Genomic DNA, 18321 nt, shown 5'->3' on the forward strand with positions numbered 1-18321 from the left:
GGCCGCCCCCTCCGCTACTCGCCTTCGGGCGGCCCGGCCTGCTCGACCTCGCCCACCTTCACGCTGCCTTCCGGGGGCGCTCGCCATTGAGCATCCTGCCAGGCCTGGTATTGGGCCGGATCCCAGAAAGTGGACGAGAAGAAGCGGCTTCCATCGATCCGCGTGGGAACGCCATGATGGTCGTACACGGTTACTGTTCTTGGAGGCGCCACCGTCCTCGACGACCATTGGATGTCGCGCAGGTGCCGACGCAGATGCCGCTCAAACCGGCCACGGGCGACACCATCGCCATACTCGGCCAGGCGCGCCGGACCGTTCTGCGCCACGCGGGCCTTTTCGGCACTATCCAGCGCGCGCCAGTAGCGTTCACGCACCCCGACGAATACGGCATAGCCGCGCTCGGCCGCGATATCCGCCCAAGTATATGCAGACGCGCGATCCACGGCCGCGCCCTCGCCCTTCCAGTCCATCTCCGCCAGCATCGCTTGCGACGGCTTGTCGCCGTACCAGGCGGCCTTCAGGAATTGGGCGCGCGCCAGCGCGAAATCCCCCTCGGCATAGGCATCCCATCCCTGCTTGCGGTGCTTCATGTCCGGGTGTGCGTTAAGGAACACCGCACTGCTCAAGGTGGCCTGCTGCTTCCGCGAGATCGGCTTGGTCACCTCCTGTGCCGCCAACGCCTGCACGGCCGCCAGACAGGCCAAGACAAGGGCCCAAGACAACCCACCCCCATTGCGGTTCACGCCCATGCACGCCCTCTGTGGTACGCCGGCACCCGCGGATCCTAGGGCTTACCGGACGCCGCCTTGGACTCCACCGACTCCAGTTCGCCCACGCGCACGCGCCCTTTCAGCGGCGCCTTCCACAACGCATCCTGCAGTTGCCAGTACTTCTCGGGCTGCCAGTACTGCGGGGCATAGTATTCATCGCCGCGCAGTGTCATGCCCGTCCCCGCCAGCGGGCCGGTGTTGGGAATGATGGTCAGGTTGCCCACGAACCCCACCCGGCTTCCCGTGACGCGACGCATTTCACGCTTGAGGATCTTCTCCAGCCGCGGCTTGGCGACATCGTCCCCATACTCGGCCAGCACGGCCTGTCCGCGCTCCAGCGCATCACGACGCTGCGCTTCGTCAAGCGCCCGCCAGTACCCTTCCCGGCGCACGAGGAAGTCGTGATAGAGGCGCTCGGCAGCGACGTCCATCCATGCGTACGCAAGCGCGCGGTCCGTCGGCACCCCGATGCCGCCCCAGTACATCTCGGCGATGATCGCCTGTGCAGGCTTGTCGCCATAGTAGGCCGCGCGCTTCAGCTCGGTCAGCGCGGATGCGTAGTCCTTGCGCTCATAGGAGCGCACGCCCTCGGCACGCCAGCGCAGATCCGGATGGGCTGCCAGGAAGCCCTCCGTCAGTACTGCCGGATCGATCCTCGCCTCCTGGGCGACAGCGGGTGCCGAAAAAAGCGCCCAGGCAAGAACAAGCAGACAGCATCCGAGAATGCGCATACAGGTGACCTCCATGTGAGCCAGCCCGGCCATCCTATAGGGACTCGGGCGGGGTTGTCTGTAAACTGACGACCTACGCAGAAGTACGCCCCATGCACGGTCTCAACCCCCCCCAACGCGCCGCCGTCCTTCACAGCAAGGGCCCCCTGCTGGTGCTCGCGGGCGCCGGCAGCGGCAAGACGCGGGTGATCGTGGAGAAGATCGCGCACCTGATCGCGGGCAACCATTTTCCGGCGCGCCGGATCGCGGCGATCACCTTCACTAACAAGTCCGCCAAGGAAATGCGCGAACGCGTATCCAAGCGGATCAAGGGCGACGCTGCCGAAGGCTTGACGATCTGCACCTTCCACGCGCTCGGACTGAAGTTCCTGCAGATCGAACACGCCGCCGTGGGCCTGAAGCGCGGCTTCTCCATCTTCGACGCCGACGACGCCAGCGCTCAGGTCAAGGACCTGATGTACGGCGCCAAGCCCGACGAGGTGGAGATGGCGAAGAACCTCATCTCGCGTGCGAAGAATGCCGGCCTCTCGCCGGAGGAAGCGCTCGCCGCCGCACGCACCAACCGCGAGAAGGAGGCCGCGCTGCTCTACCAGCGCTACCAGGACCGGCTGACCACGTTCAACGCCGTCGACTTCGACGACCTGATCCGGCTGCCGGTGCAGGTGCTGGAAAACAACCCGGAGATCACCGCCGCCTGGCGCGAGCGCATCGGCTACCTGCTGGTCGACGAATGCCAGGACACCAACGACGCGCAGTACCGCCTGCTGAAGGCGATCGCCGGCGAGCGCGGCGACTTCACCTGCGTGGGCGACGACGACCAGAGCATCTACGCGTGGCGCGGCGCGAACCCCGACAACCTGATGCAGATGGCGAAGGATTATCCGGCCCTGCAGATCATCAAGCTGGAGCAGAACTACCGCTGCAGCAACCGCGTGCTGCGCGCCGCCAATGCGCTGATCGCCAACAACCCCCACGAACACCCTAAGAAACTGTGGAGCGACCAGGCCGACGGCGAGCGCATCCGCGTGTGGGAATGCCGCGACAGCGAACACGAGGCCGAGAAGGTCGCGGCCGAGATCTCCTTCGTGCACGCGTCCAAGAGCGCGGCCTGGAGCGATTTCTGCATCCTGTTCCGCGGCAACCACCAGTCGCGCGCACTGGAAAAGGCGCTGCAGCTGCTGCGCATTCCCTATCACCTGACCGGCGGCACCGCCTTCCTGGAACGCCAGGAAGTGAAGGACGCCCTGTCGTGGCTGCGGCTGCTGGTGAACCCCGACGACGACGCTGCTTTCCTGCGTGCCGTGCAGTCGCCCAAGCGCGAAGTCGGCGCGACATCGCTCGCGAAACTCGCCGAGATGGCGCAGCACGCGCACCTGCCGCTGTCGCGCGCCGCCGAATCGATGGGCGCAATGAAGGCGCTGCCGCCGCGCGCGGCCAACGGCCTGAGCGCGTTCGTCGACATCCTGCGCGACCTGCGCCGACATGCCGAGGAACTTCCGCCGGCCGACCTGGTGCGACGCCTCAGCGAACGGTCCGGCCTGCTGGCCGACCTGCGCGCGCAGTGCAAGGACGAGGCCTCGTTCCAGCGCCGCCGCGCCAACCTGGACGAACTGGCGGACTGGTTCGAGGGCGGCCCGCGCGGCAGCTCGGCCGGCGACCTGGCCGCGCAACTCGCGCTGCTGTCGCGCAACGACAAGGACGATGGCGGCAACCAGGTGCGCCTGATGAGCCTGCACGCCGCCAAGGGACTGGAGTTCCCGTACGTGTTCATCGTCGGCTGCGAGGACGGCACGCTGCCGCACGAGACCAGCGTTGAGGAAGGCAATCTGCAGGAAGAACGGCGCCTGATGTACGTAGGCATCACCCGCGCGAAGATCCAGCTGTGGCTCAGCCACAGTCGCGAGACCCGCCGCTTCGGCGAACGCCTGCGCCTGCAGCCCAGCCGCTTCATCGACGAACTGCCGGCCGACGAGCTGCAGCGCGACGGCGCGGACCCGGTGGCGGATGCCGAACGCAAGAAGGAACGCGCCAGCGCCGGCCTGGCCGCGATCCAGGCGATGTTCGACTGACGCGCAGCGACGACGGTTGCGCTACGCTGCGCGGCATCGCATACGTACGGAGCGGGGCATGACGCGCGACAGCAGGGCTTGGCGGTGGATCGGCTTCCTGATCGCCCTAGTCGGCGTGGGCTTTCCTTACTGGCAGCTGGCGACGGAGCAAGCCGGCCTGCCGCGCGCCCTGTACGGGCCCGGGCTGGTGGCGGTGGGCGTGATCGCCATGCTGCTGCGTGCGTTCGGCGCGGGCCGCTTCCTGACATTGTGGCTGCTGATCGCGGCGGCCGTGCCGGTCACGGTGCTGGTGCGGATCGCGATGAATGCAGCGCGCGGCGTCGCCGGCACCGGCCCGGCGGTGGCGGACGTGGTGGTCGGCTTCGGCCTGGGCCTGGGTGCGTCGCTGGTCGGCATGCTGGTGGGAAGCCTGTTCCTGCTGCGCAGCAGCCGGCGGCCGAAGTGATGCCGGAAGGAGGCACCGCGATGGAACCCCGCCTTTCCGGTATCCGCCAGATCGCCATCACCGTGAGCGACGTCGATGCGGCGCTGGCGTTCTACCGCGATGTGCTCGGCCTGGCGTTCCTGTTCCAGCCTGCGCCGACGCTCGCATTCCTGGGCGCCGACGGCATCCGCCTGATGCTGACCACGCCGCAGGGCGCCGGCACAGCGGGCGCAAACTCGATCCTCTACTTCCAGGTGCAGGACATCGTCCCCACCCAGGCGGCGCTGGTGGCGCGTGGTGCGACGGAGGAACGGCCACCGCAGTTGGCCGCGCGCATGCCGGACCACGAACTGTGGACCGGCTTCCTGCGCGATCCGGACGGCAACCTGGTCGGACTGATGGAAGAGAAGCGCTGACAGGAACGGGACGTGACCACTGATGCACGCATGACGCTGCTGGCGTCCTACAACCAATGGATGAACCGGCGCCTCTACGACGCGGCCGCGACCTTGCCGGATGAAGCGCTGGCCGAGGATCGGGGCGCGTTCTTCGGTTCGGTGATCGGCACGCTGAATCATCTGGTGGTGGCCGACACGATCTGGCTCAAGCGGTTCGCATCGGCCGCCGATGCCTCATCCGTGCTTGCCGCGCTGGACGACACGCCGATGCCGACCGCGCTGGACGCGGTGCCGTACCCGACGCTTCCCGCACTGCGTGCGCGGCGCGAATGGCTGGATGCGTTGATCCTGCGCTGGGTGGACACCCTCACGCCGGCGCAGGTGGCGTCCCGCCTGACGTACACCAACACGAAGGGGGCCACGTTCACGCGCAGCGTCGAGGGTCTGCTCACGCATCTGTTCAACCACCAGACCCATCACCGCGGACAGGTCACCACCCTGCTGTCGCAGGCGGGCGTGGACGTGGGCGTGACCGACCTGCTGGCGCTGCTGCCGGACGAAGCCTGACGCTCAGGCTTCGCGTGTCGCGAGCAGATCGGCCAACTGTTCGCGCAACGCCGCAACCTCGCCCTCCAGCGCGGCGACGCGCGCTTCGAGTTCCGCATGCGCGGGCTCGCCGGCCGAAGCGGAGGGCAGTCGTGCCGTGATCGCGGCCACGTCCATCGGACCACAGAGCAGATGCATGTAGCGGTCTTCCCGCTGCCCCGGCCCGCGCGGGATCTGCACGACGAGCGCCGTTTCGCGCTGGATCATGCGGTCGAGGTGATGGCGAACATCGTCCGCATCGTTGAACTTGAACAACCGCTCGCTGCGCGCGAGCAGTTCGTGCACCGTCTGCGCGCCACGCAGCAGCAGCAATCCCAGCAGCACGGCCTGCTGTTGCGGAATGCCGAAGAACGCCGCGGTACGGTGCTCGTAGCGCTCGGCGCGCGAAGAGAACACCTGCTTCGCCAGGCCCTTCTGCTCCAGCTGCCGCAGCGCATGGTTCACCGCACCGGGATCCAGCGCCATCACCGGCTCGCGCGCGGTCTTCTGGTTGGCGGCGGCCTGCGCGGCGTTCACCGTCAGCGGGTAGGTTTCCGGCGTGGTGGCTTCCTTCTCGATCAGGCAGCCCAGCAGGCGGGCCTCGGCGGCATTCAGGACGGGCGCGGTGTCTTCCATGGAGGCATCGGGAACAGGAACGGCGGGGCGGCAGGATAACCCGTGCATCGCGGCATCGAACGACGGGTGTCATACCGGTCGGCTAGAATTCCGGCACTTCGATGACCGGACCTCTCATGCGCGTTTCCCTGCTCGCCGCCGGCCTGGCGGCTTCGTTGCTGACCCTGTCCGCGTGCAAGCGCACCGAACCCGCGGCCATGCCGTCCGAGCCCGCGGCACCCGCTGCCGCCGTGACCCAGGCCAAGCCCACCGGCACGCACGACAACCTCAACGCGGTGGCCTGGGTGCAGACCTCGGTGGAATACCGCGCGATCACCACCCAGACCTTCCGTGCCGCCGCCGACCACCTGGATGCCGCGCTGAAGGAAAAGCACTGGGATGCGCTGGTCCCCGACGAGCGCGGCAACGCCGCCATCGGCCTGAAGCCTGCCGTGGTGATGGACGTGGACGAGACGGTACTGGACAACTCGCCGTACCAGGCCCGCCTGATCCGCGATGGCAAGGAGTACGACGAAATCAGCTGGGACCAGTGGGTGGCCGAGAAGAAGGCCAAGCCGCTGCCCGGCGTGGTGGATTTCGCCAAGGCCGCGGCCGAGAAGGGCGTGACCATCCTCTACATCTCCAACCGCGCCGTGCACCTGAAGGAAGCCACGCTGGCCAACCTGCGCGAAGCGGGCCTGCCGGTGGCCGACGACAGCGTGTTCCTCGGCCTGGGCACGGTGCTGGAAGGCTGCGAGCAGAACGGCAGCGAAAAGAACTGCCGCCGCCGTCTGGCCGGGCAGAAGTACCGCGTGCTGATGCAGTTCGGCGACCAGATCGGTGACTTCGTCCAGGTGGAAGCCAACACCCGCGAGGGCCGCCAGACGCTGTTCGACGAGTACGACGACTGGTTCGGCGAGCGCTGGTGGATGCTGCCCAACCCGACCTACGGCTCGTGGGAACCCGCCCTGTTCAACAACGCCTGGGACCAGCCGGCCGCTGCCCGCACGCAGGCCAAGCGCGACGCGCTGGACTACGCGCCGTGATGGCGCGCGGTCCCGTCGCGCTGACTCCGCGCGAGCGCCTGATCTTCGCGCTGGACGCCCCCTCCGGCGCAGACGCGCTGGCGTGGGTCGACCGGTTGGGCGATGCGGTGCAGTTCTACAAGATCGGCATGGAGCTGCTGGCCAGCGGCGACTACTTCAGCGTGCTGGACGAACTCGCCAGGCGCGACAAGCGGGTGTTCGTCGACCTGAAGTTCTTCGACATCCCGGCCACCGTCGCCGGGGTAATCCGCGGGCTGTCCCGCTGGCCGGTGACCTACGCCACCATACACGGCTGGCATGCCGGGATGATGGAAGCGGCCGCCGCAGCGCGCGAGGGCGACCTGCGACTGCTGGCGGTAACCGTACTGACCTCGATGGATGGCAACGATCTGCGGGCAATGGGCATCAACAGCGGCGAACCGGCGGACATCGTCGTTCAGCGCGCGCTGGCCGCGCAGGCGTCAGGCATCGACGGCGTGATCTGCTCGGGGCAGGAAGCCGGCATGATCCGCGCCGCCACCGGCCCGGGCTTTTCCATCGTCTGTCCCGGCATCCGCCCGGGGGGTCCGGTGGGCGACGACCAGAAGCGCACGGTGGGCGTGGCCGAGGCCTTCGCCCTGGGCGCCGATGCCATCGTGGTAGGCCGGCCGATCAGCAAGGCAACCGATCCGAAGGCCGCTGCCGAGGCCATCCAGGCAGAAATCGCGGTAGCGGCCAAATAGAATCAATAACTTATATAGAGTTATTTCAGGTGTTGCCTTAGCATTCGGGCGCAGGTAGTCTGTGCGCGTCCGGCCTTTGGGCCGGAGATGTGCCACAACACTTCGTCCTCCGGCTTCGGCCGGATTTCAGGGGACCCGCGGCGTCGCAAGACACCGGGTCCCCTTTTTTATGCCGGCGGGGAACGGGGGAACGATCTTTTCCCGGCGTCGTAGCGCCCAGGGACCCCGCCATGTTCCCTTCCCCGCTCCCCATTCCCGCCGCCGCTTCCCAACTGCGACGCGCATGCTTGCCGCTCCCCGCGCGGACCGCGAAGATGCGGGGCGACTGGGGAGTCACTGGATGAAGCCGAAGCCCTCTGCGTCCGTCGTGCGTGCGCTGGCCGCCCTCGTGCTGCCGCTCGCACTGCTGGGCGCCTGCAAGAAGCGCGTTCCCGAGGAACTCGCTGGCGCCGCCAGCGAGCCGGCAGCGGCCGTGCGCCAGCTGGCCGCCCACCTGCAGCGCAACGACCTGGAAGGCTTCGCCCGCGACGCCGTGCCGCCCGCCACGCATGCACGGCTGGACGCGGCGTGGCGCGCCGGACAGAGCCGCTGGCCGCTGACCGAGCTGCCGCTGGACGACAAGCTGGTGCCGATGCTCGCCGCGCTGGCCGCCCCGGATGCGGAAAAGACCCTGCAACGCAGCTTCGACCGCCAGTTCGCGCGGCAGGACCGCGACCTGAAGGAAGCCGCGCGCACGCTGGGCCTGTTCGGCGTGCAGTACGTGAAGAACGAGGGCGACTACACCCAGGAAGAACGCGACCACTATGCACAGGTGATCGCGGCGCTGGGCGAGTGGGCGCAGCAGGCGCCGCTTGGCGATCCCGCCCTGGCGCGCACCACGCTGTCGCGGCTGGCGCCCGCCGCCCGCCGCAGCGGGCTGACCACCGAGCAGGCACTCAGCGATGCCGGGATGACGGGCAGCCTGCGCCGGCTGACGCCGTTCTTCATCGAGGCGAAGGCGACGTTCGCGCGCTATGGCCTGCCCCTGGACACCACGTTCGCCGACCTGCGCACGGGCCTGGTGGACCAGAAGGGCGACGCGGCCACCGTGCGCATCCACTATCCGCTGGGCGAGCGTGAGATCGACACCGTGGTCAGTCTGACCCGGCGCGAGGGCCGGTGGTACCTCAGCGACTATCTCCGGCACGCCGATGACGTGCTGGCCGCCGCGGCGGCCGCTCCAGCGCCCCCGTCGCCGCCGCCGCCCCCCGGACCCGACACCCCGCCGCAGCCATGAGGAGCCCGGCGCAGGCCGCGATGGCGTCCCTCGCACTCGCGGGGCTGCTCGCCTGCGCGGCCGTTGCGTACGCGCACCCGGGTGGGCTGGACCGGCACGGCTGCCACACGAACCGGAAAACGGGGCAATACCACTGCCATCGGAGCGCGACCCCGTCCAGCGCTGCCCCCCCTCGCACCCCGGCCCCTGCCTGGAGCCACCCCCGCCACGCCGGCGCACCTGCGTGAGACGGTGCCCACGCGGGCCTTCCGCAACTGCACCGAAGCCCGCGCCCGGGGCGCGGCGCCGGTACGACGGGGAGATCCGGGCTACGGCCCCCATCTGGACCGCGACGGCGACGGCGTGGGCTGCGAACCCTACCGGGGGCGCTGACACCCGGCATTTCAGCCGCTTTCGCCGGCGCCGCCCCGCCCCGAAGGCGATCGCAACGCGCGCCACAGGCGTCGGCCGCTTTCCAGCCCGGCATGGGCGTGCGCCATAATGCGGCCGATGCCTGAACAGAATTCCCTGCCGTTCCCGGACGCCCCGAAACCCCCGACGCCGGCACAGAAGCCCGCGACGACGGATGCGCCCGCGCCCGACGCGGCGGCGCCCCCGGCGACCGACCACGACAATGCCGCGCCGACCGCCGGCGTCCCGATGGCCCCGCCGTTGCCCACCCGCCAGGCCAAGCGGCCGCTGTGGGCGCGCCTGCTCGGCCGCGTGGCCGATCCGTGGCTGGCGCTGAACATCGAACCCGAGGCGCCGGTCGGCCTGCTGGACGGCCGTCCGGTCTGCTACGTGCTGGAAGACTACGGCCTGTCCAATGCACTGATCCTCGACCGCGCCTGCCGCGACGCCGGCCTGCCCTCGCCGCTGGTGCCCCTGCCGGTGGGCGGCAATCCGCTCGGCCGCAAGCGGGCCTACGTGGCGCTGTCGCGCCGCAACGCCAGCACGCTGATTCCCGACCAGGTCAGCGCCAAGACCCATTCCGGTTCCCTGGCCCGGCTGCTGCAGGCGCACCGCGGCAATCCGGCGCTGGACGTGCAGCTGGTACCGGTCTCGATCTTCGTCGGTCGCGCGCCGGACAAGCAGAGCGGCTGGTTCTCGGTGCTGTTCTCGGAAAACTGGGCCATCGTCGGCCGTTTCCGCCGCCTGCTCGCCATCCTGCTCAACGGCCGCGGCACCATCGTGCGCTTCGCGCCGCCGGTCTCGCTGCGCGACACGGTCGATGAGGGCCTGGAACCCGAACGCACCGTCCGCAAGCTGTCGCGCGTGTTGCGCACGCACTTCCACCGCATCCGCGAGGCCGTCATCGGCCCCGACCTGTCCACGCGCCGCCTGCTGGTGGACCAGGTGCTGGCCGCCGAGCCGGTGAAGGAAGCCATCGCCGAACAGGCACGGCGCGACAAGTCCAAGCCCGAGGACGCCTGGAAGAAGGCCCACGCCTACGCCTGGGAGATCGCCGCCGACTACTCCAACCCCGTGGTGCGGTCGGCCAGCTTCCTGCTGAGCCATGTGTGGAACCAGATCTACGACGGCGTACTGGTCCACCACCTGGACAAGTTCAAGGACGCCGCGCCCGGCCACGAAGTGGTCTACGTGCCCTGCCACCGCAGCCACATGGACTACCTGCTGCTGTCGTACCTGCTGTACGAGCGCGGCATCGTGCCCCCGCACATCGCCGCCGGCATCAACCTCAACCTGCCGGTGGTCGGCACGCTGCTGCGCAAGGGCGGCGCGTTCTTCATGCGTCGGAGCTTTCGCGGCAACCCGCTGTATTCGGCGGTGTTCACCGAATACGTGGCGCAGCTGGTGTCCGGCGGCTATTCGCTGGAGTACTTCATCGAAGGCGGACGCTCGCGTACCGGCCGGCTGCTGCCGCCCAAGGGCGGCATGATCTCGATGACCGTGCGCGCCTTCCTGCGCCAGCCGCGCAAGCCGGTGCTGTTCCAGCCGGTCTACATCGGCTACGAGAAGCTGCTGGAAGGCACCAGCTACCTGGACGAACTCAGCGGCCGCCCGAAGGAGAAGGAATCCATCTGGGCCGTGCTGTGGGGCATCCCCAAGGTGCTGCGGCAGAACTACGGCCAGGTGGTGGTGAACTTCGGCGAGCCGATCCCGTTGAACGACGCGCTGGCCAAGCACGCGCCGGAATGGGACGGCGCGCCGGTCGGCGAAGAGGAGAAGCCCGCATGGCTCTCCGATATCGTCGATGCGCTGGCCCAGCAGATCCAGGTCAACATCAACCGCGCCGCCGACGTGAACCCGATCAACCTGCTGGCGCTGGCGCTGCTGTCCACGCCGAAGCACGCGATGGGCGAAGCCGACCTGGTCGCGCAGATCGAGCTGTCGAAGACGCTGCTGGCGGAACTGCCGTACTCCGACCGCGTGACCGTCACCCCGCACTCGCCCGACCGCATCATCTCCCACGCCGAGGAGATCAACATGCTGCAGCGGATCAAGCATCCGCTGGGCGATGTGCTGAGCGTGGACGACGACACCGCGGTCCTGCTGAGCTACTACCGCAACAACGTGCTGCACCTGTTCACGGCGTCGTCGTGGATCGCCTGCTGCTTCCAGAACAACCGCCGCATGAGCCGTGCCGGCGTGCTGCGGCTGGGCCGCACGCTGTATCCGTTCCTGCAGGCCGAGCTGTTCCTGCCGTGGAGCGAGGACGAATTCGCCGAGCGCATGGAGCGCACCATCGAGGTGTTCGTCCGCGAAGGCCTGCTGCAGCAGGTCAACGAGGACGACGGCGGCATCCTGGCGCGCAGCGCGGGGCAGACCGACGAAGTGTTCCGCCTGCGTGCGATCGGCCATTCGCTGCAGCAGGCCTTCGAGCGCTACTACATCGCCATCTCGGTGCTGGTGAAAAACGGCCCGGGCACGCTGGGCGCGGCCGAACTGGAGAGCCTGTGCCAGCAGGCCGCGCAGCGCCTCAGCCTGCTGTATGCGCCGGCCGCGCCGGAGTTCTTCGACAAGACGCTGTTCCGCGGCTTCATCCAGAAGCTGCGCGAACTGAAGCTGGTCTGGCCCGACGAGAACAGCAAGCTGCTGTTCGACGAGCGCCTGGACGCCTGGGCGCGCGACGCCAAGGCCATCCTGGGGCGCGAACTACGCCACACCATCGAGAAAGTCAGTCCGGAAGCCGCGCGCCCGGCGGAACTGCCGCCCGCGCAGGACTGACCCTCAGCCGGCCACGTTGAAGCTGCGCGTCAGCCACGCCTTGGCGGGCATCGCGCGTACCGGGTCGCGCACCAGGTGCAGCAGCGGCGAACCGCACTCGGACAGGTGCGGCTCGTCGTCCAGCACCAGCACCATGCGCAGCAGGTCCACGCCGCCGGGCAGGATCGCCGGCGGCAGGTATTCACGGAAGCCGTAGTGCTCGAACACGCCGTGCAGGAAGGGCTCGCAGGCCAGCAGGCAGAACTGGATGCGCGACTCCTGCGCCCAGCGATAGGCTTCTTCCATCAGCCGGTCCACGACCGGTTTGCTGCGCTGGTCGGCCTGCACCGCGAACCGCGTGCCCACCGCCACCTGCGCCAACGGCCAGGTCCGCGCGAAGGCGTCGATCTGGAACAGGCTGCCGTACTCCACCTGCACCGCCAGCGGCGAAAAGTCGTGCAGGCGCAGCGTCGCGACCGCCTGCGCGCCCTTCTCCACCGCCAGCGTGGTGCCGCAGGCATCCAGGCCATCGGTGACACGCTTGCTGCGGTCGCCGAACTGGCCCTGTTCGTGGAAGTACACCTCACGGCGCAGGCGCGGCACGTCGCCCAGCGGGTCGCCGGGCGCGATGCGCCGCATGCGCAGCCCCATGCCCGCCGTCGCTTGGTCTGCCGAGCCCGCAGCCGCCAGCGCATCGCGCAGGCGCGGTTCCATGCGGGGATTGAAGGGTGTGTCCTGCTGCATGCCGCTCCCTCGCCACGGCGCACGGCGCGCATGGCTCGTCGTTGGGGACCGCGGCGCCGGCAGGACGGCATGCGGTCGGGTCGTCGGGGAAACCCCCACACCCGGGACTTACGCAAGCATCGGGCCAACTCGGCGAAACCAGGGCCAGGGCGCAAGCAGGAGCTTCGCGCGCCACAGGTTTCAGGGAGTTGGCTCCCTCGACGTCGGGAGGGGGCCGGGGCTGCGCCGACTGAGGTGACGCCCCGCGTCAGATTCGGCCGACCGTGGCGCGGCACCGTGATCCCGGGGAACCGGTCAGGCGGGCTCGTCCGGGATCAGCGCGCTTTCCAGCCGGGCGATGCAGTCCTTCAGCCACAGCTTGCGCTTCTTCAGACGCTTCACCGCCAGTTCGTCGGCCTCGGTGTCGCCGGCCAGGCGCGCGATGATCGCATCCAGATCGCGGTGCTCCAGCCGCAGCGCGGCGATCTTCTCGGCGATGTCGGCAGGGTCGGCGTCCACCTGGCGAGCGTACACCGCCCGCGGCAAGGCCGTCACCGCACCCCGGTACAATGACGGCCATGAGCACCGTCCTGCCCCTGCCCGACCCCGTCCTGCGCCGTCCTGCCGCCGATCCGCGCCGCAGCGCGCACGAGCAGGGCAAGCTGGCCAAGCGCCTGCGCCGGCAAGTGGGCCAGGCGATCGCCGACTTCGGCATGATCGAGGAAGGCGACAAGGTGATGGTGTGCCTGTCCGGCGGCAAGGACAGCTACACGATGCTGGACATCCTGCTGCAGCTGCAGAAGAAGGCGCCGGTGCGCTTCGATCTGGTGGCGGTGAACCTGGACCAGAAGCAGCCGGATTTCCCCGAACACGTGCTGCCGGAATACCTGGCGCGTGTGGGCGTGCCGTTCCACATCATCGAGCAGGACACCTACTCGGTCGTGAGCCGGGTCATTCCGGAAGGCAAGACCATGTGCTCGCTGTGCTCGCGCCTGCGCCGCGGTGCGCTGTACAGCTACGCCGAGGAGAACGGCTTCACCAAGATCGCGTTGGGCCACCACCGCGATGACTTGGTGGCTACGTTCTTCCTGAACATGTTCTTCCACGCCAAGCTCTCGGGCATGCCGCCCAAGCTGCTGTCCGACAACGGCAAGCACGTGGTGATCCGCCCGCTGGCCTATGTGCGCGAGGACGACATCGCGCAGTACGCGGAAGCGAAGGCGTTCCCGATCATTCCCTGCAACCTGTGCGGCAGCCAGGAGAACCTGCAGCGCAAGCAGGTCAAGAAGATGATGGACACCTGGGAGCGCGAGTCCCCCGGCCGAATCGAGACCATCGCGCGCGCGCTGGGCGACATCCGTCCGTCGCAGTTGAGCGATCCCAAGCTGTTCGATTTCCTCGCGCTGGGCCATCGCGACGGCGCCACGCTGCCGGATGCACACGCCTGGCTGGCGGGCGAGCCGCACGCCGACAGCGAGACCCAGCCTTAACCTTCACTCCTCCCCTCGCCTTCGCCTGCATGGGCGGAGCGATCTTTCTTCTTTCTGGATAGTCGATGTTCTTTCGCAATCTCACGCTGTTCCGCTTCCCCACCTCCCTCGATTTCTCCCAGCTCGATGAACTCCTCCCCGAGGCCGCACTCAAGCCCGTCGGCCCGCTAGAGCTGTCTTCGCGCGGCTTCATCTCGCCGTTCGGCCGTGGCGAAGAGGCGCTGTCCCATCGCATCAACGACGCGATCTGGCTGAGCGTGGGCGGCGAGGACAAGATCCTGCCCGGCGCCGTGGTCAACGACCTGCTGCAGAAGAAGCTGCAGGAGATCGAGCAGAAGGAAGGCCGCAAGCCCGGCGGCAAGACCCGCAAGCGCCTGAAGGACGATCTGCTGCACGAGCTGCTGCCGCGCGCGTTCGTCAAGCCCTCGCGCACCGATGCGCTGATCGACCTGGAGCACGGCTTCATCGCCGTCGATGCGTCCTCGCGCAAGACCGGCGAGAACGTGGTCTCGGAAGTGCGCCGCGCGCTGGGGAGCTTCCCGGCGCTGCCGCTCAATGCCGAAGTCGCGCCGCGCAGCGTGCTGACCGGCTGGATCGCCGGCGAGCCGCTGCCCGAGGGCCTGTCGCTGGGCGAGGAATGCGAGCTGAAGGACGCGATGGAAGGCGGTGCGGTGGTCAAATGCCAGAACCAGGAACTGCAGAGCGACGAGATCGCCAAGCACCTGGAAGCCGGCAAGCAGGTCACCAAGCTCGCGCTGGTGCTGGACGACCACGTGTCGTTCGTCCTCGGCGAGGACCTGATCGTGCGCAAGCTGAAGTTCCTCGACGGCGCGGTCGACCAGCTGGAGAACACCGAGCACGATGACCTGCGCGCCGAACTAGACGCCCGCTTCGCCCTGATGGCCGGCGAACTGAAGCGGCTGTTCCTGGTGCTGGAGCACGCGCTGAAGCTCAGCAAGGCCGATTGAGCCGCGCCCCGGGCGCCGCCGCTATGATGCGCGCATGCCGTCCGTGTTCCACCGCCTGATCGCCCGTACGCCCCGCAGCGTCGAACGCGACATCGTGGCGCTGGAACTGGACGATGGCCGGCGGCTGGAGGTGCAGCGCGTCCGCGACCCGCGCGCCAAGCGGCTGAAGCTGAGCGTCGACGAGCGCGGTGCGCGACTCACGCTGCCCTGGCGCGCCAGCCTGGTCTCCGGGGATCGTTTCCTGCAGCAGCACCGCGACTGGCTGGCCGAGCAACTGGCGCGCCATGCGCCGGACGATGACATCGTGGCGCTCGTTCCGGGCGTGGCCACACACCTGCCGCTGCGTGGCGAGCACCTGCCGCTGCACTGGCACGAAGGCCGCTTCGCCCGCATCACGCGGCAGGATGACGGCATCCATGTCGACCTGCCCGCACGCGCGAGCGCTGCATCGCTGCGGCGGACACTGCGCGCGTTCTACGAAGCCGAGGCACGTACCGACATCGGCCGCTGGCTGCCCGGCTATCTCGCGGGGCTGCCACGCGCGCCACGCCAGATCCGGCTGAAGGTGATGTCGTCCCAGTGGGGTTCGCTGGCGCCGGATGGCACGCTCACCCTGGACCTCGCGCTGGTCCTGGGCCGGCCTTCGGCGTTCGAGTACGTGCTGGTCCACGAGCTGTGCCATCTGCTGCAGGCCAACCACTCGCCGGCGTTCTGGCATGAAGTCGAGACCCGCTTCCCGGCCTGGCGCGATGAGCGCGCCTGGTTCCACGCCGAGGGGCGCCGGCTGAAGGCCCGTCTGCGCGGCCTGCTGGCCGAGGACTGACGGGGCCTCTCCCAAGGCCGTCCGGCCTTGTCCGGAATGCGACACACATCACGATTTCACATGGCAAGCCTCAGGGCGCGCCAGCAGGGACCGCAGGCGCGGCCGGGGCCTCCCTCCTCCCGATACGACGCTGCCATGTCCCTATCGCTGCGCGCCAGCGCTCCGCCCGCATCTTCCTCCACCGCTTCGCCCCAGCCGGTGGTCCGCTCGCTGAAGGCGTTCTCCCTGTATGCGTCGCCCCACGAGGAAACGGCGGCCATGGTCGCCGCGCGTCGCGCGCTGATGAGCCGCAAGAGCCTGTCCGTGGAGGAGGCCAATGAGCGGGCGCGCGAGCGCCGGCGGGCGGCCAGCCAGATCCAGCGGTTCGACCGGCCCGCACGCTGGCTGGCATTGGCCCTGTTCGCCGCGGGCGCCCTGGCGTGGTCCGGCAGCACGCAGGGCTCCATCGCCATCCTCGTCACCGGATACGCCCTGCTGGCCGTGACAATGGTGGCCCTGCTGGCACGGGTCACCCGCACGCCCGGGGCCGCGCGGATGCCGCTGGATCACTACCATCTGCCCGACGAACAGCTCGCCAGCGCTGAGGACATCGCCCTGCTGCGGCGGCTGGCGCAGCAGGACAGCGAGCTCGACGCCGCCACCACGGCCTGGTGGCGCAGCACCGCCCCCATACGCAAGGGCGACATCCGCCTGGCGCTGGATTTCCACTACGCCCGGCAGGACTGATCAGGCCCGCAGGAACGAGCCTATCAACATCGCGACGCGGGCCGGGTCCTCCATGTGGAGGTGGTGGGTGCCGGCGATGACGTGCAACTGGCCATCGGGCAGCAGACTGGCCCGCCGACTGCGCAGCGGCTCCGGAAAATACGGCTGCGGCGGATCGGCGTAGACCACGGTCGTCGGGCAGCCGATGCCGGCCACCAGGGCCGCCAGCTGCGCTTCGTCCAGGCGCTGCGGCGTGGGCAGGGTCAGGCGCGGGTCGCTGCTCCACACGAAGCCGCCCTCCACCGGCCGCACGCCCCGTTCGACCAGCAGCCGTGCGGCCGCTTCGCTGAACTGGTTGGCCTGCATGCGCGCCCGCACCGGCGCGACCAGATCGGCGAATACCCGCAACCGCTTGCCCGGCAGCGCGCGCGCCGCGGCGATGGCTTCGCGCCAGCGGTCCGCCGTGCGTTCGACCGTTTCGGCCAGCCCGCCCAGCGCCTCGATCACGACCAGCCGCTGCACGCGGTGCGGCACGGCGGCCGCCATCAGGCTGGCGATGCCGGCCCCCATCGAATGACCGAGCAGGGAGAAGGTCTCCCAGCCCAGCGCATCGGCGATGTCGAGCACCGCGTTCACCGCGACGCCGCTGGTGTATTCGGCGCCCGGCGCGAGATGCGCGCTGCGGCCATGGCCCGGCAGGTCAGGGGCGACCAGCTGGATACCCGCAAGATGGTCGGCCAACGGTACGAAGCTGGCCGCGTTGTCCAGCCAGCCGTGCAGCGCCAGCACGCGCGGACCGTCGTGGCCCGCGCGCAGGCCGGTGATGCGCCCGAGCGGGATATCGACCTCGAATTCGCGCAACGTCATGCCGCTTGGTCTGCGCCCCGGCGCGCCAGCGCTGCCAGCGCGTCGGCATGCGCGGGCGCGTCGTTGAGGCACGGGATGTAGCGCAGCGCCTCACCGCCGGCCGCGTGGAACAGCTCGGCGTTCTGCATCGCGATCTCTTCCAGCGTCTCCAGGCAATCCACCGCGAAGCCGGGGCAGACCACGTCGACCCGCCGCACGCCGCGCGCGGCCATGGCCTGCAGCGTGGCGTCCGTGGCGGGTTCCAGCCAGCGCTCCTTGCCGAAGCGCGACTGGTAGGTCAGCGTCCACTCGCCATCGCGCAGGCCCAACGCCTGCACGATGGCCCGCGTGCTGGCTTCGCAGCGCTGCGGGTAGGGGTCGCCGTTGCGCGCCAGCCGCTGCGGCAGCCCGTGGTAGGAGAACAACAGGTGCTCGCCCGCCCCGTGTTCCGCACGCCAGGACCGGATGGAGCCGACCACGGCCGCAACCCAGCCGGGATCGACCGGATAGTCCTCGATGAACCGCACGTCCAGGCCGCGGGCCTCGCGCGTCACCACATCGCGCACCGACTCGGTGGTCGTGGTCGAGTACTGCGGATAGAGCGGCAGCACCACCACCTTTTGCACGCCTTCGGCCCGCCATGCCTGCAGGCGCGAGCCGATGGAAGGCTCGCCGTAGCGCATGGCGTCCTGCACGCGCCATCCCGGCAGGCGGTCCTGCACCGCCCCGGCCAGCCGCCGCGTGTATACCGCCAGCGGCGAACCTTCCGGCATCCAGATGCTGGCGTACTTGGCGGCAGCCTTCGGGCCGCGCAGCGGCAGGATGATGAAGTGCAGCAGCGGGCACCACAGCCAGCGCGTCAGCTGCACCACGCGATGGTCGTGCAGGAATTCGGCCAGATAACGCCTGACCGCGCGCGGCGTCGGCGCTTCGGGCGTTCCTAGGTTGACGATCAGCAGGGCGGTGGAGGATGTGTCGGTCAT

At 69.2% G+C, this 18321-nt stretch carries 21 protein-coding genes; 14 read left to right on the top strand and 7 right to left on the bottom strand.

Translation table 11 applies throughout. The features are described from left to right. Positions 1-14 precede the first annotated feature (14 nt). The gene (locus tag IAE60_RS02665; RefSeq protein ID WP_187573759.1) at positions 15-722 is read right to left on the bottom strand and encodes a sel1 repeat family protein; all 708 of its coding nucleotides are present in this window, start codon (positions 720-722) and stop codon (positions 15-17) included. Positions 723-784: 62 nt separating this feature from the next. Then, positions 785-1501, bottom strand: coding sequence for an SEL1-like repeat protein (locus tag IAE60_RS02670; RefSeq protein WP_222937187.1), 717 nt, complete (start codon positions 1499-1501; stop codon positions 785-787). Positions 1502-1593: 92 nt separating this feature from the next. Here IAE60_RS02670 and IAE60_RS02675 point away from each other — a divergent pair, with 92 nt between their 5' ends. From IAE60_RS02675 to IAE60_RS02690, 4 genes are read left to right on the top strand one after another with little or no spacing between them, the layout of a single operon-like run. Continuing rightward, on the top strand, positions 1594-3570 hold the full coding sequence (locus IAE60_RS02675; RefSeq protein ID WP_187573761.1) for a UvrD-helicase domain-containing protein: 1977 nt from the start codon (positions 1594-1596) through the stop codon (positions 3568-3570). A 58-nt stretch (positions 3571-3628) separates the two neighbouring features. Further along, positions 3629-4015 carry a hypothetical protein gene (locus tag IAE60_RS02680; protein ID WP_187573762.1) on the top strand — a complete coding sequence of 129 codons (387 nt, stop codon included), beginning with the start codon at positions 3629-3631 and terminating at the stop codon, positions 4013-4015. A gap of 20 nt (positions 4016-4035) precedes the next feature. Next, positions 4036-4410 carry a VOC family protein gene (locus IAE60_RS02685; protein ID WP_187573763.1) on the top strand — a complete coding sequence of 125 codons (375 nt, stop codon included), beginning with the start codon at positions 4036-4038 and terminating at the stop codon, positions 4408-4410. A gap of 12 nt (positions 4411-4422) precedes the next feature. Then, on the top strand, positions 4423-4959 hold the full coding sequence (locus IAE60_RS02690) for a DinB family protein (RefSeq protein WP_244966642.1): 537 nt from the start codon (positions 4423-4425) through the stop codon (positions 4957-4959). A gap of 3 nt (positions 4960-4962) precedes the next feature. Here IAE60_RS02690 and IAE60_RS02695 read toward each other — a convergent pair whose 3' ends face one another. Beyond that, the gene (locus IAE60_RS02695) at positions 4963-5613 is read right to left on the bottom strand and encodes a YceH family protein (RefSeq protein WP_187573764.1); all 651 of its coding nucleotides are present in this window, start codon (positions 5611-5613) and stop codon (positions 4963-4965) included. A gap of 116 nt (positions 5614-5729) precedes the next feature. On the opposite strand from IAE60_RS02695, the gene IAE60_RS02700 reads away from it, so the two are divergent. From IAE60_RS02700 to plsB, 6 genes are all read left to right on the top strand, one after another. Further along, on the top strand, positions 5730-6638 hold the full coding sequence (locus tag IAE60_RS02700; protein ID WP_187573765.1) for a 5'-nucleotidase, lipoprotein e(P4) family: 909 nt from the start codon (positions 5730-5732) through the stop codon (positions 6636-6638). Further along, positions 6638-7360, top strand: a complete 723-nt coding sequence (gene pyrF / locus IAE60_RS02705; protein ID WP_162110724.1) for an orotidine-5'-phosphate decarboxylase — start codon at positions 6638-6640, stop codon at positions 7358-7360. The genes IAE60_RS02700 and pyrF overlap by 1 nt, the downstream gene beginning before the upstream one ends. A 340-nt stretch (positions 7361-7700) precedes the next feature. Then, positions 7701-8636 (top strand): hypothetical protein, encoded by a 936-nt coding sequence (locus IAE60_RS02710; RefSeq protein WP_187573766.1) that lies wholly within the window; start codon positions 7701-7703, stop codon positions 8634-8636. 20 nt (positions 8637-8656) lie between these two features. After that, positions 8657-8863 (top strand): YHYH domain-containing protein, encoded by a 207-nt coding sequence (locus IAE60_RS18895; protein WP_222937190.1) that lies wholly within the window; start codon positions 8657-8659, stop codon positions 8861-8863. A 4-nt stretch (positions 8864-8867) separates the two neighbouring features. Beyond that, positions 8868-9008, top strand: coding sequence for an excalibur calcium-binding domain-containing protein (locus tag IAE60_RS18980; protein WP_222937192.1), 141 nt, complete (start codon positions 8868-8870; stop codon positions 9006-9008). A 108-nt stretch (positions 9009-9116) separates the two neighbouring features. Beyond that, positions 9117-11804, top strand: coding sequence for a glycerol-3-phosphate 1-O-acyltransferase PlsB (gene plsB / locus IAE60_RS02720; protein ID WP_162109385.1), 2688 nt, complete (start codon positions 9117-9119; stop codon positions 11802-11804). Positions 11805-11807: 3 nt separating this feature from the next. Here plsB and IAE60_RS02725 read toward each other — a convergent pair whose 3' ends face one another. Both IAE60_RS02725 and IAE60_RS02730 read right to left on the bottom strand, forming a co-directional pair. Beyond that, entirely contained in the window at positions 11808-12497 is a 690-nt protein-coding gene (locus IAE60_RS02725) for an N-acyl amino acid synthase FeeM domain-containing protein (protein ID WP_185894530.1), read from the bottom strand. Between the two features lie 324 nt (positions 12498-12821). Then, positions 12822-13025 carry a YdcH family protein gene (locus tag IAE60_RS02730; protein ID WP_425504449.1) on the bottom strand — a complete coding sequence of 68 codons (204 nt, stop codon included), beginning with the start codon at positions 13023-13025 and terminating at the stop codon, positions 12822-12824. A gap of 50 nt (positions 13026-13075) precedes the next feature. Between IAE60_RS02730 and ttcA the strand changes: the two genes are divergently transcribed. The 4 genes from ttcA to IAE60_RS02750 all read left to right on the top strand — a co-directional run bounded on the left by ttcA (position 13076) and on the right by IAE60_RS02750 (position 16513). Continuing rightward, complete coding sequence (gene ttcA, locus IAE60_RS02735; RefSeq protein WP_187573768.1) at positions 13076-13996, top strand: tRNA 2-thiocytidine(32) synthetase TtcA; 921 nt, start codon at positions 13076-13078, stop codon at positions 13994-13996. A gap of 65 nt (positions 13997-14061) precedes the next feature. After that, on the top strand, positions 14062-14964 hold the full coding sequence (locus tag IAE60_RS02740; protein WP_185894531.1) for a recombination-associated protein RdgC: 903 nt from the start codon (positions 14062-14064) through the stop codon (positions 14962-14964). 34 nt (positions 14965-14998) lie between these two features. Next, a complete protein-coding gene (locus tag IAE60_RS02745; RefSeq protein ID WP_187573769.1) occupies positions 14999-15787 on the top strand; it encodes a M48 family metallopeptidase in 789 nt (262 codons plus the stop codon). Between the two features lie 135 nt (positions 15788-15922). Continuing rightward, positions 15923-16513, top strand: coding sequence for a hypothetical protein (locus IAE60_RS02750; protein ID WP_187573770.1), 591 nt, complete (start codon positions 15923-15925; stop codon positions 16511-16513). Here the strand turns inward: IAE60_RS02750 and IAE60_RS02755 are convergent, their stop codons facing one another. Both IAE60_RS02755 and hemH read right to left on the bottom strand, forming a co-directional pair. After that, the gene (locus tag IAE60_RS02755; protein ID WP_187573771.1) at positions 16514-17359 is read right to left on the bottom strand and encodes an alpha/beta fold hydrolase; all 846 of its coding nucleotides are present in this window, start codon (positions 17357-17359) and stop codon (positions 16514-16516) included. It lies immediately after the preceding gene. After that, a complete protein-coding gene (gene hemH / locus IAE60_RS02760) occupies positions 17356-18321 on the bottom strand; it encodes a ferrochelatase (RefSeq protein ID WP_187573772.1) in 966 nt (321 codons plus the stop codon). The genes IAE60_RS02755 and hemH overlap by 4 nt, the downstream gene beginning before the upstream one ends.

It is taken from the genome of Pseudoxanthomonas mexicana (assembly GCF_014397415.1).
GTDB lineage: Bacteria > Pseudomonadota > Gammaproteobacteria > Xanthomonadales > Xanthomonadaceae > Pseudoxanthomonas_A > Pseudoxanthomonas_A mexicana.

Excerpts from the sequence above, each read along its gene's own strand:
- hemH (WP_187573772.1), bottom strand. The coding sequence starts at position 18,321 with ATGACCGACACATCCTCCACCGCCCTGCTGATCGTCAACCTAGGAACG.
- IAE60_RS02670 (WP_222937187.1), bottom strand. The coding sequence starts at position 1,501 with ATGCGCATTCTCGGATGCTGTCTGCTTGTTCTTGCCTGGGCGCTTTTT.
- IAE60_RS02710 (WP_187573766.1), top strand. The coding sequence starts at position 7,701 with ATGAAGCCGAAGCCCTCTGCGTCCGTCGTGCGTGCGCTGGCCGCCCTC.
- IAE60_RS02680 (WP_187573762.1), top strand. The coding sequence starts at position 3,629 with ATGACGCGCGACAGCAGGGCTTGGCGGTGGATCGGCTTCCTGATCGCC.
- IAE60_RS02745 (WP_187573769.1), top strand. The coding sequence starts at position 14,999 with ATGCCGTCCGTGTTCCACCGCCTGATCGCCCGTACGCCCCGCAGCGTC.
- IAE60_RS02700 (WP_187573765.1), top strand. The coding sequence starts at position 5,730 with ATGCGCGTTTCCCTGCTCGCCGCCGGCCTGGCGGCTTCGTTGCTGACC.
- plsB (WP_162109385.1), top strand. The coding sequence starts at position 9,117 with ATGCGGCCGATGCCTGAACAGAATTCCCTGCCGTTCCCGGACGCCCCG.
- IAE60_RS02725 (WP_185894530.1), bottom strand. The coding sequence starts at position 12,497 with ATGGAACCGCGCCTGCGCGATGCGCTGGCGGCTGCGGGCTCGGCAGAC.
- IAE60_RS02750 (WP_187573770.1), top strand. The coding sequence starts at position 15,923 with ATGTCCCTATCGCTGCGCGCCAGCGCTCCGCCCGCATCTTCCTCCACC.
- ttcA (WP_187573768.1), top strand. The coding sequence starts at position 13,076 with ATGACGGCCATGAGCACCGTCCTGCCCCTGCCCGACCCCGTCCTGCGC.
- IAE60_RS18895 (WP_222937190.1), top strand. The coding sequence starts at position 8,657 with ATGGCGTCCCTCGCACTCGCGGGGCTGCTCGCCTGCGCGGCCGTTGCG.
- IAE60_RS02675 (WP_187573761.1), top strand. The coding sequence starts at position 1,594 with ATGCACGGTCTCAACCCCCCCCAACGCGCCGCCGTCCTTCACAGCAAG.
- IAE60_RS02695 (WP_187573764.1), bottom strand. The coding sequence starts at position 5,613 with ATGGAAGACACCGCGCCCGTCCTGAATGCCGCCGAGGCCCGCCTGCTG.
- IAE60_RS02740 (WP_185894531.1), top strand. The coding sequence starts at position 14,062 with ATGTTCTTTCGCAATCTCACGCTGTTCCGCTTCCCCACCTCCCTCGAT.
- pyrF (WP_162110724.1), top strand. The coding sequence starts at position 6,638 with ATGGCGCGCGGTCCCGTCGCGCTGACTCCGCGCGAGCGCCTGATCTTC.
- IAE60_RS02755 (WP_187573771.1), bottom strand. The coding sequence starts at position 17,359 with ATGACGTTGCGCGAATTCGAGGTCGATATCCCGCTCGGGCGCATCACC.
- IAE60_RS02685 (WP_187573763.1), top strand. The coding sequence starts at position 4,036 with ATGGAACCCCGCCTTTCCGGTATCCGCCAGATCGCCATCACCGTGAGC.